General features: G+C 64.1%; 16 protein-coding genes. 10 read left to right on the forward strand and 6 right to left on the reverse strand.

All coding sequences use genetic code 11. The features are described from left to right. Positions 1–95 precede the first annotated feature (95 nt). Positions 96–3,113, reverse strand: a complete 3,018-nt coding sequence (ileS, locus tag J1C49_RS05570; protein WP_227444822.1) for an isoleucine--tRNA ligase — start codon at positions 3,111–3,113, stop codon at positions 96–98. Positions 3,114–3,471: 358 nt separating this feature from the next. Between ileS and J1C49_RS05575 the strand changes: the two genes are divergently transcribed. From J1C49_RS05575 to dxs, 5 genes are all read left to right on the forward strand, one after another. Continuing rightward, the gene (locus J1C49_RS05575) at positions 3,472–4,668 is read left to right on the forward strand and encodes an NAD(P)/FAD-dependent oxidoreductase (RefSeq protein ID WP_227444823.1); all 1,197 of its coding nucleotides are present in this window, start codon (positions 3,472–3,474) and stop codon (positions 4,666–4,668) included. Positions 4,669–4,833: 165 nt separating this feature from the next. Then, positions 4,834–5,763: a histone deacetylase family protein gene (locus J1C49_RS05580; protein WP_227444824.1), complete on the forward strand. Its 930-nt coding sequence runs from the start codon at positions 4,834–4,836 to the stop codon at positions 5,761–5,763. Then, complete coding sequence (locus J1C49_RS05585; protein ID WP_227444825.1) at positions 5,760–6,008, forward strand: exodeoxyribonuclease VII small subunit; 249 nt, start codon at positions 5,760–5,762, stop codon at positions 6,006–6,008. The genes J1C49_RS05580 and J1C49_RS05585 overlap by 4 nt, the downstream gene beginning before the upstream one ends. Then, the gene (locus J1C49_RS05590) at positions 5,998–6,867 is read left to right on the forward strand and encodes a polyprenyl synthetase family protein (protein ID WP_227444826.1); all 870 of its coding nucleotides are present in this window, start codon (positions 5,998–6,000) and stop codon (positions 6,865–6,867) included. Before J1C49_RS05585 ends, J1C49_RS05590 begins: the two co-directional genes overlap by 11 nt. Positions 6,868–6,880: 13 nt before the next feature. Beyond that, positions 6,881–8,821: a 1-deoxy-D-xylulose-5-phosphate synthase gene (dxs, locus tag J1C49_RS05595; protein WP_227444827.1), complete on the forward strand. Its 1,941-nt coding sequence runs from the start codon at positions 6,881–6,883 to the stop codon at positions 8,819–8,821. 154 nt (positions 8,822–8,975) lie between these two features. Here dxs and J1C49_RS05600 read toward each other — a convergent pair whose 3' ends face one another. Both J1C49_RS05600 and J1C49_RS05605 read right to left on the reverse strand, forming a co-directional pair. Further along, positions 8,976–9,590, reverse strand: coding sequence for an exopolysaccharide biosynthesis protein (locus J1C49_RS05600; protein ID WP_227444828.1), 615 nt, complete (start codon positions 9,588–9,590; stop codon positions 8,976–8,978). A 90-nt stretch (positions 9,591–9,680) separates the two neighbouring features. Then, positions 9,681–10,544, reverse strand: coding sequence for an SDR family oxidoreductase (locus J1C49_RS05605; protein WP_227444905.1), 864 nt, complete (start codon positions 10,542–10,544; stop codon positions 9,681–9,683). A 178-nt stretch (positions 10,545–10,722) separates the two neighbouring features. Here J1C49_RS05605 and J1C49_RS05610 point away from each other — a divergent pair, with 178 nt between their 5' ends. The 5 genes from J1C49_RS05610 to J1C49_RS05630 all read left to right on the forward strand — a co-directional run bounded on the left by J1C49_RS05610 (position 10,723) and on the right by J1C49_RS05630 (position 13,736). Further along, positions 10,723–11,193 (forward strand): lytic transglycosylase domain-containing protein, encoded by a 471-nt coding sequence (locus J1C49_RS05610; protein WP_227444829.1) that lies wholly within the window; start codon positions 10,723–10,725, stop codon positions 11,191–11,193. Positions 11,194–11,250: 57 nt separating this feature from the next. After that, a complete protein-coding gene (gene meaB, locus J1C49_RS05615; RefSeq protein ID WP_227444830.1) occupies positions 11,251–12,252 on the forward strand; it encodes a methylmalonyl Co-A mutase-associated GTPase MeaB in 1,002 nt (333 codons plus the stop codon). Between the two features lie 198 nt (positions 12,253–12,450). Beyond that, positions 12,451–12,738: a 50S ribosomal protein L28 gene (gene rpmB, locus J1C49_RS05620; protein ID WP_227444831.1), complete on the forward strand. Its 288-nt coding sequence runs from the start codon at positions 12,451–12,453 to the stop codon at positions 12,736–12,738. Between the two features lie 110 nt (positions 12,739–12,848). After that, a complete protein-coding gene (locus J1C49_RS05625) occupies positions 12,849–13,190 on the forward strand; it encodes a hypothetical protein (protein ID WP_227444832.1) in 342 nt (113 codons plus the stop codon). A gap of 48 nt (positions 13,191–13,238) precedes the next feature. Then, the gene (locus J1C49_RS05630) at positions 13,239–13,736 is read left to right on the forward strand and encodes a copper chaperone PCu(A)C (protein WP_227444833.1); all 498 of its coding nucleotides are present in this window, start codon (positions 13,239–13,241) and stop codon (positions 13,734–13,736) included. A gap of 86 nt (positions 13,737–13,822) precedes the next feature. On the opposite strand, the gene J1C49_RS05635 is transcribed toward J1C49_RS05630, so the two are convergent. The 3 genes from J1C49_RS05635 to J1C49_RS05645 all read right to left on the reverse strand — a co-directional run bounded on the left by J1C49_RS05635 (position 13,823) and on the right by J1C49_RS05645 (position 16,056). Further along, on the reverse strand, positions 13,823–14,266 hold the full coding sequence (locus J1C49_RS05635) for a MaoC family dehydratase (RefSeq protein WP_227444834.1): 444 nt from the start codon (positions 14,264–14,266) through the stop codon (positions 13,823–13,825). Positions 14,267–14,417: 151 nt separating this feature from the next. Continuing rightward, positions 14,418–15,290, reverse strand: a complete 873-nt coding sequence (locus J1C49_RS05640) for a TIGR01459 family HAD-type hydrolase (protein WP_227444835.1) — start codon at positions 15,288–15,290, stop codon at positions 14,418–14,420. Between the two features lie 73 nt (positions 15,291–15,363). Next, on the reverse strand, positions 15,364–16,056 hold the full coding sequence (locus J1C49_RS05645; protein WP_227444836.1) for a hypothetical protein: 693 nt from the start codon (positions 16,054–16,056) through the stop codon (positions 15,364–15,366). Positions 16,057–16,081 lie beyond the last annotated feature (25 nt).

The following is a 16,081-nucleotide window of genomic DNA, read 5'->3' on the forward strand; positions in this document are numbered from 1 at the left end:
CCCCGAACCGGAGCCGCGCCATTTTTTCACGCTTTCCACGTCTGCCATACACCCGATTGCCAAGCCCCCGGCGCATGGCGCATGGCGGAGATGCGTCAGCCCGCGTCGAGCGCCGCGTTGCAGCGTTTGCAGGTGCCGGGATGCGCATGTGTGCCGACATCGGGCAGGATTTTCCAGCAGCGCTGGCATTTCTCGCCGGACGCGCGCTCGAAGACCACGCCGACGCCGTCAATCTCGGGCAAGCGGAACGCTTCCGCCGGCATCGGGTCCGACGTCAGCACGACGTCAGAGGTGATGCAGACGTCTTCGAAGGCCACGCTCTTGAGCGCTTTCAGCATTGCGTCATCGGCGACATGCACCACAGGCGCGGCTTCCAGGCTGGCGCCGATCACCTTCTCACTGCGCTGCATTTCGAGCGCAGCGGTCACGGCACGCCGCGCCCGCCGCACATCGGCCCATTTGGCGGCAAGCGCATCGTCACGCCAGCTTTCAGGCGTGTCGGGGAAGTCCTGAAGATGAACCGAGGAGCCGTCCTGCCCGAAGCGTTCAAGCCACACCTCTTCCATCGTGAAGACCAGCACCGGAGACAGCCACGTGGTCAGCCGGTGGAACAACAGGTCCATCACAGTGCGGGCCGAGCGGCGCCGGAGGCTGTCCCCATCGCAATAAAGCGCGTCCTTGCGGATATCGAAATAGAAGGCAGACAGCTCCACCGTGCAGAAATTGAACAGCTGCTGGAACACTTTCTGGAAATCGTATTCCGCATAGCCCTTGCGCACGACGGCATCGAGCTCCGCCAGGCGATGCAAGATATAGCGCTCCAGCTCCGGCATGTCCGCCGCGTCCACCCGGTCGGCCTCATCGAAATGGGCCAGCGCGCCAAGCATGTAGCGCAGCGTGTTGCGCAACCGGCGATAGCCATCGGCGACGCCCTTGAGGATTTCCGGTCCGATACGCTGGTCAACCGTGTAGTCTGTCTGCGCCACCCACAGGCGGAGGATATCCGCGCCGTATTGCTGCACAACTTTCTCGGGAACGATGGTGTTGCCGAGCGATTTGGACATTTTGTTGCCCTTCTCGTCCAGCGTGAAGCCATGGGTGACCACGTTGCGATAGGGCGCGCGCCCGATGGTGTGACAGGCCTGCAGCATCGAGGAGTGGAACCAGCCTCGATGCTGGTCGGTGCCCTCCATATAGACATCCGCGATACCGTCCTCGGTGCCGTCTTCGCGGTCGCGCAGCACGAAGGCGTGGGTCGAGCCACTGTCGAACCACACGTCGAGGATGTCGAAGACCTGGTTCCATTCCGCCGGGTCGTAGTCGTCGCCAAGAAAGCGCTCCTTCGCGCCGTCCTTGTACCACGCATCCGCGCCTTCGGCCTCGAAGGCCTCAAGGATGCGGGCATTCACCACCGGGTCGCGCAGCAGGAAGTCAGGATCGGTCGGCAGCGCGCCAGCCTTGGTAAAGCAGGTCAGCGGCACACCCCAGGCGCGTTGACGCGACAGCACCCAGTCGGGCCGGGCCTCGATCATCGAGTAAAGCCGGTTGCGCCCCGATTTCGGCGTCCAGTTCACAAGCTCGTCGATGGACCGCAGCGCCCGGGTGCGGATCGTCTCGCCATAGGCATCGCGACCGTCACCGACCGGGCGGTCGATGGCGGCGAACCATTGCGGCGTGTTGCGGTAGATCACCGGCGCCTTGGAGCGCCAGGAGTGCGGATAAGAGTGCGTCATCCGCCCCCGCGCGAGCAGCCCGCCGAGTTCGACGAGCTTGTCGATCACGGCGGCGTTGGCCTTGCCTTCCTTGCCTTTGTGATCGAGCACGCGCAGGCCTGCAAAGAACGGCACGTGATCGAGGAATTCGGACTCCTCGCCGACATTGTGCGTCATGCGATCAAGCCAGCCGCGCTTGAGGAAGCTCTCGTAATCGTCCGCGCCGTGGCTCGGTGCGGTATGCACAAAGCCCGTGCCTGCATCGTCGGTGACGTAATCGGCGTCGATCATGGGCACATCATAGTCCCAGAATCCGTCGGCGCCCTCCGCCCCGCGCATGGGATGCGCCAGGGTGATGGCTCCAAGCTCGTCGGCCGAGACGTCGCGCAGGCGCCGCCACATGCTGTCCTCAAGCCGGGCACGGCCAAGGACCTCTTCGGCCAGCGCATCGGCCAGCAGGTAGCGGTCGCCGATCCGCGCCCAGCATTCGTCGGGCGTGCCCGTGACTTCGTAGAGCCCATAAGCGATATCGGGGTTGTAAGCGACAGCCCGGTTCGAGGGGATCGTCCAGGGGGTGGTTGTCCAGATGACGACTTTTGCTCCGGAAAAATCGGCAATGCGCGCCAGGGTCTCCGGCGGGGTGTCGGACGCCTTGCCCGCATCGGCGACTGGATCGGCCACATCGACAATCTGGAACGGCACCCAGATCGTGTGCGACTTGTGGTCGTGATACTCGATCTCCGCCTCGGCCAGCGCGGTCTTCTCCACGGGCGACCACATCACGGGCTTCGAGCCCTGATAGAGCACGCCGGACATCAGGAATGTCTGGAACTCCTCCGCGATCACACGCTCGGCGCGGAAATCCATCGTGAGATACGGATCGGCCCAGTTGCCGGTGATGCCCAGCCGTTTGAACTCGTCGCGCTGGATATCGACCCAGCCTTCGGCAAACTTGCGGCATTCCTGACGGAAATCGACCACGTCGACCTCGTCCTTGTTGCGGCCCTTTTCGCGGTATTGCTGCTCGATCTTCCACTCGATGGGCAGACCGTGGCAATCCCAACCGGGGATGTAGCGCGCGTCGTGGCCCATCATCTGATGGCTGCGCACGATCATGTCCTTGATCGTCTTGTTGAGCGCGTGGCCGATATGGAGGTGCCCGTTGGCGTAGGGTGGCCCGTCATGCAACGTGAAGGGCTTGCGTTCCGCAGGGGTGCCCTTGGCAGCGGCGGCCTTGTCCCGCAGGCGGTCATATACGCCAATCTCCTCCCAACGGGCCAGCCAGCCGGGTTCGCGCTTGGGAAGGCCCGCGCGCATCGGAAAGGCGGTTTTGGGCAGGTTCAGCGTGTCTTTATAATCGGGAGCATCCGCGGTCGGAGTGTCGGTCTTGTCAGCGCACATGGTGCTGTTTTCCTCGGTTTTGCATGTCGCGTCGCGGTCTCACGTCCTGCGCGAATGGGAGGCGCGGGGCGTGGTGCGATAGGTGTCTGGAAGGTGAAGGGCGGCGCGGCAGGCATGCGCCTTGTCCCGGCTGCTCATGGTTCAGAGCGCCGGGCTGCTAATTCGAATGATGGCGATGCACCAAGTATACATGCGCCGGGTTATAGGCAGGGGTGCGGCATTCGTCCAGAGGGGCAATGCGCCTCATGGACGAAGCCCGTGCCGCGCGGTTTCCTGCGCCTCAGGCGTCCTTGCAGGTCCTGAGACGCGGCATGAAAGCCGCGCATGTCGGGGCGTCTTGGGGAGGGGGACCCTGACGATGAGAACGCTCCGCATCGGCATTGCCGGCGCCGGCATCGGTGGCTTGGCGCTGGCATCCATGCTGGCACGCGCAGGCGTGCAGGTCACGGTGTTCGACCAGTTCGAGGCACCGCGCCCGGTTGGTTCGGGCCTGGTGATCCAGCCGGTTGGCCAGATGGTGCTCGCCGAGCTTGGAGCGCTCGACGCGGCGCTTGCGGCGGGGAACCGGATTTACCGGATGGCCGGGCGGGACGCGGAGTCCGGGCGTCGTGTGCTCGACGTCAGCTATGACGCCTCGGGCGATCCGCGGTTCGGCCTTGCCATCCACCGTGCCGCATTGTTCGACATATTGCTCGACGCCGCTCAGGCGCAGGGCGTTGCGGTCACGCCGGGGCATAGGGCAACGGATGTGGTGCGCGATGCCAGACAGGGGATGACCTTGCGCTTTGCCGAGGGGCCGTGCGCGGGCCCCTTCGACATGATTGTCGATGCCACCGGCGCGGGTTCGCGCCTGTCTCCGTTGCGGTCGCGGGCGCTGCCGTTCGGGGCCCTGTGGTCCACCGTGGACTGGCCGACAAATACGGCCCTGCCGCGCACCGATCTGCGGCAGGCTTACGTCGCCGCGCACAAGATGGTGGGGATTCTTCCGCTTGGCACCATGCCGGGGCAGGAGGGCCGGAAAGCGGCGATCTTCTGGTCTTTGCGCACCGATGCCCATGAGGACTGGTGCCGTGCCGGTCTCGCCGCATGGAAAACGGAGGCCACGCGCATCTGGCCCAAATTCGCGCCCTTTTGCGATCAGATCACCGCTCCGGAGCAGATGGTGTTTGCCCAATACAGCCACGGCACACTCGCGCGGCCCTATGACGACGGGATCACCTACATCGGCGACGCCGCCCACCGCGCCAGCCCGCAGTTGGGCCAGGGGGCCAACATGGCGCTGCTGGATGCCATCGCGCTGGCGCGGGCGCTCGAAAAAGCGAACGGCGATGTGGCGCTGGCGCAGAGGTTTTACGCTCAGGCGCGGCGATGGCATGTGCGCGCCTATCAGGCGATGAGCTGGGCGTTCACGCCGCAATACCAATCGGACAGCCGGAGCCTGCCTTGGATCCGGGACAGGATCCTGTTTCCGATCTCGCAGGTGCGCCCTGCCAATGCCCTCCTGACACGGCTCGTATGCGGTGATCTCCTCCCGCCCATCGGTTCGCTGGGATAGCCGCCCGGGGCACCATTTCTCCGCTCCCTTTCCCGCGTTGCCATTCCCGGCGCACTGTTCTACCCAAAGACTGCGGTTGCGACCTGTCCTGCCGCCTGTCCGGCCTCTTCTGGCAAGGCTGCCTGCGCAAAAGGACACACTGAAAGCAAAAGACCGGGACGATCCATGGCAACAGCATTGATAACCCATGCCGACGGGCTCGATCACGTGACGCCCGACGGCCACCCCGAACGCGTTGCGCGGCTGGAGCACCTCCTGCACGCATTGCAACCGCTCGACCTGATCCGGGAGACAGCGCCCGAGGCGCGCGAGGCCGACCTGCTGGCCTGTCATCCGCAATCCTATATCGACCGCATCAAGGCGGCCGTTCCGGCGGAGGGCTGTCATCAGCTCGACGCGGATACCTGGATGTCGCCGGGTTCTCTCAAGGCCGCAATGCGCGGGGTAGGGGCGGTTCTGAAGGCCACGGACATGGTGCTCGGCGGCGACGTCGCAAACGCCTTTTGTGCCATGCGCCCGCCCGGACATCACGCAGAGAGCGAAACGCCGATGGGGTTCTGCTTGTTCGGAAACGCGGCCCTCGCCGCCAAACACGCGCTGGACCACCACGGGCTGTCGCGTGTCGCGGTGGTGGATTTCGACGTCCATCATGGAAACGGCACCCAAGACCTTCTCTGGGACGAGGAGCGCGCGCTGTTCATCGGTTCTCACCAGATGCCGCTCTGGCCCGGCACTGGCGGGCGCGACGAGCGCGGCGCGCATGGCCAGATCGTGAACCTGCCGCTTGATCCGGGATGCACGGGGGCGCAGATGCGCGCCGTCTACGAAGCCGAGGTGTTCCCGAAGCTGCGCGCCTACGACCCCGAGTTGTTGATCCTGTCTGCCGGCTTCGATGCACATCAGGACGATCCGCTGGCCCAGCTGAACTGGGGCACCGAGGATTTTGGTTGGCTGACCGAACAGCTCTCCGCCGTGGCGGCGTCGGGTGCGGCGGGTGGCCGAGTGGTTTCGACCCTCGAAGGCGGGTATGATCTGGTGGCGCTGGCAGCGTCCGGCAAGACGCATGTAGAAGCATTGATGGAGGCTGCGCGATGAGCGAAGCGCAAAAACCGATTGAAGAGATGAGTTTCGAGGATGCCATGCGCGAACTCGAACAGGTGGTTGGCGCGCTTGAGCGTGGTGACGTGGCGCTCGATCAGTCCATCGCGCTCTACGAACGCGGCGCGGCGCTCCGGGCGCATTGCGACCAAAAGCTCAAGGCCGCAGAGGAAAAGGTCGCCGCGATCACACTGGATGCCGAAGGCACACCGACCGGGACGCGCCCCGTCGATGCCTCCTGACCTGAAGGCCGCCCTGGACAGGGCTGCGTCCCTGACGGAGGAAGCCGTTGCCAAGGCGCTCGACGGCGAACGCGGCGCGGTTGCAGATGCGATGTCTTACGCGGTGGTGGGCGGCAAGTGCCTGCGCGGGTTCCTCGTGCTGGAAAGCGCACGCGTGCTCGGGGTCGACGAGGCCGCGGCGGTGCCGGCGGCGGCGGCTGTCGAATGTGTGCATGCCTACAGTCTCGTGCATGACGACATGCCTTGCATGGATGACGATGCGCTGCGGCGCGGTCAACCGACCGTGCACAAGGCATGGGACGAAGGCACCGCGCTGCTTGTCGGTGACGCCTTGCAGGCGCTGGCTTTCGAGCTGGTCGCAACGGGCCCCTTGCCGCCGGACCGCCGCCTTTCCCTGTCCTGGAGCCTTGCGCGCGCCGCGGGGCTGCGCGGCATGGTCGGCGGACAGGCCGATGATATCGCCGCCGAAACCGCTTCGCACGCGCTCACGCTCGAAGACATCAGCGCCCTGCAACGGCGCAAGACCGGCGCTCTGATCGAGTGGTCCGCTGCCGCCGGTGCTGCGATGGCAGGCGCGGAGAGCGGCCCGTTCGAGACCTATGGCCGGGCGCTGGGCCTCGCGTTTCAGATCGCGGACGATGTGCTGGACGTCGAAGGGGACGCGGCGCTGGTCGGCAAGGCCCTGCGCAAGGATCAGGGACGCGGCAAGGCCACCTTTGTATCGCTCATGGGGCTCGATGAGGCAAAAGCACGCGCCGAGGCGCTGGTGACAGAGGCCTGTGATGGCCTATCTGGGTATGGCGAGCGCGCGGAAACCCTGCGTCAGGCCGCTCGGTTCGTCATTTCGCGCCAAAACTAGGAGGGCGCTTATCATGTCCGACACTCCCCTTTCCAACCGTCCGCACACGCCGATCCTTGATCGGGTCACCCTGCCATCGGATCTCAAGGCGCTGTCGGACAGCGAACTGGGGCGGTTGGCACAAGAGCTGCGCGCGGAGACGGTGGCGGCGGTCTCGGAAACCGGGGGGCACCTCGGGGCCGGGCTTGGCGTGATCGAGTTGACGGTGGCACTGCATGCGGTCTTTGACGCGCCGCGCGACAAGATCATCTGGGACGTGAGCCATCAGTGCTATCCGCACAAGATCCTGACCGGTCGGCGCGATCGCATCCGGACCTTGCGGACGGAGGGCGGTCTTTCGGGCTTCACCAAACGGTCCGAGTCGCCCTACGATCCGTTCGGCGCAGCGCACAGCTCCACCTCCATCTCTGCGGCACTTGGCTTTGCGGTGGCGGCGGATCTGGGCGGGGCTTGCGAGACAGGGCATGGCGACGCCATCGCGGTGATCGGCGACGGGTCCATCAGCGCGGGCATGGCCTATGAGGCGCTCAACAATGCGGGCCATCTGGGCAAGCGGCTGATTGTCATCCTCAATGACAACGAGATGTCCATTGCGCCGCCGACCGGGGCGATGTCCTCCTACCTGAGCCGGCTCTATTCGGAAGCCCCGTTTCAGGATTTCAAGGCTGCAGCCAAGGGCGCGGTCAGTCTCTTGCCCGAACCGTTCCGGGAAGGCGCGAAACGCGCCAAGGAAATGCTCAAGGGTATGACTGTCGGTGGCACGCTCTTCGAGGAACTAGGCTTCAGCTATCTCGGCCCGATCGACGGGCATGACCTCGACACGCTGTTGCCGGTGCTGCGCACCGTGCGGGATCGCGCGACGGGACCGATCCTGATCCACGCGCTGACCAAGAAGGGCAAAGGCTACGCACCGGCGGAGCACGCCGACGACAAGGGGCATGCGCGGGCGCGCTTCGACGTGGTGACCGGCAAGCAGCAAAAGGCTGCCTCCAACGCGCCGTCCTACACCAAGGTTTTTGCGCAGGCGCTGATCGACGAGGCCGCGCGGGATCCGCGTATTTGCGCGGTGACCGCGGCGATGCCCGACGGGACGGGGCTGGACCTCTTTGCCGAGCGCTACCCGAGCCGGTGCTTTGATGTGGGCATCGCGGAACAGCATGGCGTGACCTTCTGTGCGGGCATGGCCGCGGGCGGAATGCGGCCGTTCTGTGCGATGTATTCCACCTTCCTGCAGCGTGGCTATGACCAGGTGGTGCACGATGTCGCGATCCAGCGACTTCCGGTGCGCTTTGCCATTGATCGCGCGGGGCTTGTGGGGGCTGACGGCGCGACCCACGCGGGCAGTTTTGACGTGGCCTACCTCGCCAATCTCCCCGGTTTCGTGGTCATGGCTGCCGCGGACGAGGCGGAACTCAAGCACATGGTCGCAACCGCCGCGGCCCATGACGAAGGCCCGATTGCCTTCCGCTATCCGCGCGGCGAAGGGCAGGGGGTCGAGATGCCCGAACGGGGTGAGATCCTCGAGATCGGCAAGGGGCGCATGATCCGAGAGGGCGCGCGGGTTGCGATCCTGTCTTTCGGCACCCGGCTCGGTGAAGTGCTCAAGGCCTGCGAGGCGCTTGAGGCACGCGGCATCTCGCCCACCGTGGCCGACGCGCGCTTTGCCAAACCGCTGGACAGGGGGTTGATCCTGTCTCTGGCGGCGGAGCATGAGGCCTTGATAACCATCGAGGAAGGCGCGGTTGGCGGGTTCGGCAGCCATGTGGCGCAGCTTCTGGCCGAGGAGGGTGTCTTTGACACTGGGTTGAAATATCGCTCCATGGTGCTGCCTGACATCTTCATCGATCAGGCCAGCCCCAAGGCAATGTATGATGTGGCGGCGATGAATGCGGAGCATATCGAAGCCAAGGTGCTGTCCGTCATGGGCGTTGAGACGCTCAACAAGCGGGCCTGAGCCCGGACAAGCCCTGAACAAGCGGACCGGAGCACGGAAGCCCGGGTGGGCGTTTGGCGCGAGGGCCGGGCGCGCCGTCGGAATGCCCCCGGCCGGTCAGAACAGGCATCGCAAGTCAGCACAGCCCCCGACCAATCGGAACAGTCCCGGCCAGTCAGAACAGCCCCTGCCAAAAAGCGCCGAGACCGATGCCCAGCACCGCCATGAACGCAAAGCCGGCAAGCACGTAGACCCCGTCGCGCAGCATCAACCCAATCCCGAAGAGAGACACGGCGAAGGCGCCGATAGAGGTCACCATCGGCAAGGGTTCGAGGAGCGGCCAGGGAACGGTGATGGTGAGGATGGAAAGGTGCGACACGCGGTTGAGCGGCGCAACGGTCAACGCACGCCATCGCGCTCGGGTGTGTCCATCAATCCATCTTGCCGGCTTCGATAGCCAGTCCAGCGCCCTGTCCAGCCGGCGCGCGCTGATCTTTCGCCGCATCACAACAGCCGGCAACCAGAGATGCCGCCGTCCGAGCAGCGCCTGAAGCGTGACCGTGACGATGATGAGCGCGCCTATGCTGGGCGAACCGGGGATTGCCGAGAGCGGTGAGACAAGGATCAAGGCCGGCAACAGGATCACCGGTGCAAAAGACCGGCCGCCCACCCGGTGCAGCAGATCATCGAGCCGGACATGACTGTCGTCGTCATCGGCGGGCCGCACCTGCGCGATCAGATGCGTCAGGCTTTCGGCGTCTTCGGTCTGTTCCGATTTGAAGATGCGCACGGTTTTCGCTCCCTCCGCGTCCCGGCGGGGCGCGCATTCACTCAGGAAGGACGCGGGACGGCTCTCTGTCTTGCTTCTTCGGTCCGGATCCTAGTGCTCTTGCTCGTTCTCAAGCAGCGCTTGCAGCCCGGCGCGATAGTCCGGATAGAGCAGTTCAACACCCAGCTCATTCTTGATGCGGTCGTTACGGACCCTCTTGTTCTCTGCATAGAAACTGCGTGCCATGGGGGAGAGTTCCGCTTCGTCGAAGGCAACCGCCGGCGGCATTGGCTTTCCGAGCAACTCGGCGGCAAAGGCGATGACATCCTGAGGCGGGGCAGGGTCATCGTCGCACAGGTTATAGACCGCACCCGGATCCGGCTGACGGATCGAGGCCGCGAGGACCTGGGCGATGTCGGCAACGTGGATCCGGCTGAAGACCTGCCCCGGTTTGATGAGCCGCCGCGCGGTGCCTTTGCGCACCTTGGAAAATGGTCCGCGTCCGGGGCCGTAGATCCCCGCCAGGCGAAAGATGTGCAGCGGCAGCCCGGGGATGGCCCGCCATTCACCTTCGGCGGCGACACGGGCTTTCCCGCGCCGTGTACTCGGGGTCAGCGGCGTGCGCTCGTCCACCCACGCCCCGTCGTGATCGCCATAGACCCCGGTTGTCGACAGGTATCCAACCCAGGACAGCGCGTCGGCGCGAGCGGTGATCGCGTCGCGCAGGACACGCAGGGACGGGTCTCCGGAGTCGTCCGGACCTGCCGAAACAAGGATGTGACTGGCCTCCGCCACCGCGGCGCGAAGCGCGTCCGTGTCGCTCCAGACTATGGGTGTGACGCCCGTTTGCGCGAGCGTAGCGGCCTTTTCGGTGCTGCGGGTCGTCCCGAGGATCCGCCAGCCCTCGGGCAAGAGCACAGTTGCGAGCGCGCGGGCGGAAAATCCGTGACCGAGGGAAAGAAGCGAGTGTTTCATGCGGGTATAGGTGACGACGGCGCCGGCGCATTGCAAGGGGCTCAATCCGGGTTTCGAAGCTGCCAGATCGGGTGCGTCTGCCGTTTTTTGCCGATCCGGGGCCATCCGACCATGGGGGACTCGCCTTGACGCGGATGCCGCTCTAATCGGGGTTATCCTGTTTTGGAACGAACTCGCCATGATCCGTGTTTTGCTTTGCCTGTGTCTTGCAACCCTGGGCGCCGCTTGTGCAACCGAGCGCGTTGAGCCCACGCCGCCAGTAGCGGCAGTTGCCGGGCCGCCACTTCACCCCAATGAAACGCCCGAGTTGCGCGCCAGCATCAATCGCTGGGCCGATCATTACGCCTTGCCACGTTCACTTGTGCATCGCCTGGCCATCCGCGAGAGCACGCACCGTCCCTGGGCGCGCAACGGACCCTATTGGGGCTTGTTGCAGATCCTGCCTGCCACGGCGCGCAGCATGGGGTTTTCCGGCAGTCCGCCGGATCTTCTGGATCCCGACACCAACCTGAAATATGCGCTGCGCTATCTCAAGGGGGCCTACATTGTCGCCGATGGCGACCCGGATGACGCGATAAAGTGGTATGCGCGTGGCTATTATTACGAAGCCAAGCGCAAGGGGCTGCTGGAAGAAACCGGGCTGCGATAACGGATCGCGGCATAGTGGCACTGGACATTTCGCGCATCAGCGGCTGTTTATGCGGCCATGACCATGGACGAGATGAAGACCCGGATCCTTGCAGGTGAGCGCCGCGCCCTTGCGCGCGCCATCACGCTTGTGGAAAGCGGTCGCGCGGATCATCGCGCGCAGGCCACGGCGCTTCTCGAGTCGTTGCGGGGCCACGGCAAGCAGGCGCTGCGTATCGGCCTGTCCGGAACGCCCGGTGTCGGAAAATCCACCTTCATCGAGGCGTTCGGCATGATGCTGACCGCTCAGGGGCTCAAGGTCGCGGTGCTGGCGGTCGATCCCAGCTCGTCGCGTTCCGGCGGATCGATCCTCGGTGACAAGACCCGCATGGAGCGGTTGAGCCGCGCACCGGGCGCGTTCATTCGACCGTCGCCAAACCAAAGTCACCTCGGGGGCGTGGCGCGTCGCACCCGCGAAGCCATTGATCTGTGCGAAGCGGCCGGATTCGATGTGGTGCTGATCGAAACGGTCGGCGTTGGCCAATCCGAAACGGTCGTGGCCGAGATGTCGGATCTTTTCTTGTTGTTGCTGGCCCCGGCGGGCGGCGATGAGTTGCAGGGGGTCAAGCGTGGGATCATGGAGATCGCCGACCTGATTCTCGTCAACAAGGCCGATGGCGATCTGAAACCGGCGGCGACCCGCACTTGTGCCGATTATGCAGGCGCTCTGCGGTTGTTGCGCAAGCGCGTTCAGGATCCCGACGGATTTCCCAAGGCGATGACGGTCTCTGCGCTTGAAGAGCAAGGGTTGGCCAGGGTCTGGGACGAGATCCAGACGTTGATGGAGTGGCGCCGCAGCGAAGGGCATTTTGACCGCCGCCGTGCGCATCAGGCGCGCCACTGGTTCGAGGCAGAGCTGCGCGAGGGCCTGTTGGCACGCTTGCGGCGCGAACCCGTGAAGGGCGCCATGGATGCGCTCGGGGCCCAGGTCGAATCGGGCGACATCGGCGCGGCGGCGGCGGCCGAAGAGCTTCTTGGCACCTATTTGCAGATTTCCCGCGCGGAAGACGGGAGCGCCTGAGTGTCGAGGCTTGACGCCTGTCACCACCCCGTCTAGAGAAGCGCGACGAGATTCCGGGCGCTTTGGTGCTTTCCTTTCTGTCGGCCGACGGTGCGTCGGTCCCGGCAAGGCTGAAAGCAAGAATAAGGCGCCCTTTGAAATTTGGGAACCGGTGCAACATCCAGCAATGTGCCAGGCCCGTAGGATGAGGATGAACCCATGTCGCGTGTGTGCGAACTGACCGGTAAAGGCCCCATGTCTGGCAACAATGTCAGCCATGCAAACAACAAGACAAAGCGTCGTTTCCTTCCGAACCTGAACGATGTGACGTTGCAGTCCGAAACGCTCGGCAAAGGCGTCAAGCTGCGTATCTCCGCGCACGCGCTGCGCTCTGTCGATCACCGCGGTGGCCTCGACAAATACCTTGCAAAGGCGAAGGACGTCGAGCTTTCCGATCGCGCCCTCAAGGTCAAGAAGCAGATCGCCAAGGCACAAGCCGAAGCCTGATTTCTGGTCAGACAGATGTGAGGGGCCCCGGGCGTTTCGCCGCGGGGCTTTTTGCGTTTTGCCTCTCGTGCCGGCCTGACAGGCTCCTTATCTAGCAGGTCATGGTCCGCATGCAGCGCAGTCTTTCCGCCATTGCCTTGGCGATGATGCTTGCTGTCACCAGCCTTCAAATGGCGGTGGCACAAGGTCAGCCGCGCGCGGAAGGGCAGATTGTTATCTGCAAGGGCATGACCGTGGTGACCATCTCGGTCGATGCCGATGGCAACCCGGTCGAGACGGTCGGGGTCTGTCCCGACTACGCGCTTTCGCTCTTCATGGCGCTGCCCGATATGCCGGGTATGCTGGTCCCCGCGCCGGTCGTGGGGTCGGCGTTGCCCCTGCCAGACGCGGTGGTGTTGCGCCTCACCCCGGAACGGCCTCTGAATGCCCGCGCTCCCCCTTGGTCGGTGTGACCCCTTCACGCCCTCACATCTGACGTATCAAGACCAAGGACAAGTCCCATGACTTATGCTCCAATACTCTCCAGCGCTGTGGCGCTTCTTCTTTCCGTGTCTCCGGTTTTCGCAGAGATTGTCGTCTCCGACGCCTATGCCCGAGCGGCCACCCCCTCGGCCAAAACCGGCGCCGCCTTCATGATGATCGAAAACACCGGCGACGCGGATGATCGCCTTGTGGCCGCACAGACGGACGCCGCTGTCCGTGTCGAACTGCACACGCATATCGCCGACGAGAACGGCGTGATGCGCATGCGCGAGGTTGAGGCCGGCTTCCCAGTGCCGGCGGGTGGCATGCACATGTTACAGCGCGGCGGTGACCATGTGATGATGATGGGGCTGACCCGGTCCCTGAACCACGGGGACAGTGTGACCGTCACGCTCACCTTCGAAAATGCCGGTGATCTTGTTGTGGAGATCCCCGTAGACCTCGAGCGGCAACCGGATCATGGCGCCATGAAGCATATGAATCAAGGCGGCATGAAGCAGGGCACGGACGGCTAGCGCCGCACCGATCGCGGCGGCACAAAAGACAGCGGGGCCCTAAAGGGCCCCGTTTTGCGTTTGGTGCTGCCCGGTTGTTGCGGCGCTCAGTCGAATTTGCGCGATGGGGCGAGCACCATGGCTTCGCCAACGAGGACCTTCTTGCCGTCCACGGAGCAGTGGCAATCGAGCTTCACGCGCCGCTTGGCATGGTCGATATCGACCACCTTGACCTCGGCATAGACGGTGTCGCCCGGACGCACTGGCGCAAGGAATTTGAGCGATTGGCCCATATAGACGGTGCCGTGGCCCGGCAATTGTTCCCCGATCACCGCTGAGATCAGGCCAGCCGTCAGCATCCCGTGCGCGATGCGCCCTTCAAAAATCGTGTCACGGGCGTAATCGTCATCGAGGTGCACCGGGTTTCGGTCGGTCGAGACCTGCGCGAAGAGTTCGATATCCTGGTCGGTCACCTGTTTACGCAAATGGCGCGCCATTCCCATTTCGATGTCTTCGATGCAAATCGTGCCTCTGGGCATGTTATCAAGCATCTCCAGGTCTCCTCTACGCTGCGATCAAGACCCGGTGCGGCGCGCCGGTTAAGGGCGGGTGCTCGTCTTGCGCGGTAATATTAGTCCGATTGATCTTGTCCTTGCGTAATTTTATTACTTCGCAAATGCAGCATTGGCAAGTCAAAAGATGCTATCTGAGCATGCCAATCGCAAAGTTCGGGGCAATACTTTGGTCCTGAATGTATCGCTCGAGAGCGGCTGCTTCCGGTTGGTCGCTGGTTCGGGTTTCCTTGCGGGCAAGGCCGCCGGTGACAAAAACCGAATCGATATCCTCCCCCATCGCGCCCTGAACGTCCGTCAACGCGCCATCGCCGATGGCCACGATACCGTCATCTGCGATGCCCGGCTTGATCTTGGCCAGACGGCGGCGGGCGAGATCATAGATCGGCGGGTGAGGTTTGCCGAAATAGAGGCTCTCTCCGCCCATCTCGGTGTATAGCCGGGCCAGAGCACCCGCGCACCACTCCCGTGTCTCGCCCCGGTCGACAACGATATCGGGATTGGCACAGAGCAACGTCAGCCCCTTTTGCTTGGCATAGAGAAACTGTGGGCGATTGACGGCGGGGTCGGCCAGTGGGTCAAACGGGCCACAGCACACGATGCCTTCTGCCTCTTCCAACGGCACGCGGGTGATGTCCAACGGATCATCGAGCATTTCCATGGGTTTGAAAAAGCTCATGTCCCGGTCTTCGCCCATGAACCACACTTTCTGGCCCACGGCGCCCCGGAACATCGCCGCGCGGGCGGAGTCCCCGGAGGTGGCGATATCGTCATAAGCGTCTTCCGGCACCTTGAGCTTTGCCAGTTGTTCGGCAACGCTCGCGCGGGAGCGGGGGGCGTTGGTCACGAGGATCACCACGCCACCCTTGGCCCGGAACGCTTGCAACGCTTCGACCGCAGAGGGAATGGCCGTCACCCCATCATGCACACATCCCCAAAGGTCAACGAAAGCTGCGTCGTAGCGGTCCGAAATCTCGGCAAAAGAGGCGATGATCTGGGTCATGGCGAAACGTCCTTGTTCTGGCGGCCCTAACGGTCGAATGCTTCCTAGGCGCGGACGGTTCCGATGAAAAGCGCTAACGCGGGGGCGCGTCGCGGGCTTCCACCTCCGTGATCAGTGCGAGCATTGTGTCCGTGGTGGCTGGTCGGCCTGCATGTTTCGCGGTGAAATAGGCCTCATGCATGCCGAGCACCATCAACGGAAAGCGGTCCAGACCAATGACCCTTGCTATGTTGAACCGGTGATTGCCCGATCCTGTCTTGTAGAGCCGCCCATCGGCGCCGATCACGGCGCTGGATTCGTATCCGCTGAACTCCGGTTTGAATCCTTCTGTGCGCAGACTGTCGATCATCGGTTCGACATACCCGGTAAAGAACGCATGGATCTCGGCTTCGGTGTGCATCTTCTGCGTCTTGTGGAGCGCGACGCCGTCACGGGACAAATCCTCGGCCAGGGCCTGGAACCACAGACTGTCCTGCGGAGACCCGCGATGCTGCACGAAGTCGGCAATTTTTCGATAGCGGTCATCCTGTTCGATCGGGCGGTGATTGTCCCCGAAGGCGGCGGCCGGGATGAGAAAAGGCTCCCGCGCTCGCAGACGTGCCCGGAAGGCAACCGCCAGCGGCTTGGGCAGAAACCGGCGGTAGCGGCGCCACGCCGCCTTGCCGACGGGCCACTTGGTGCCGGCATGGGCCACGACGCGGGACGGATCGACCCAGATGACCGCGCGGTCGCCGGCCTCTTCGATGAAGGTTTTCTGGGTCAGCATCGTCCTGCGCCATCTGTGGGGAGTC

The sequence above is a fragment of the Cognatishimia sp. F0-27 genome (assembly GCF_020667845.1).
Lineage (GTDB): Bacteria > Pseudomonadota > Alphaproteobacteria > Rhodobacterales > Rhodobacteraceae > JAFMPQ01.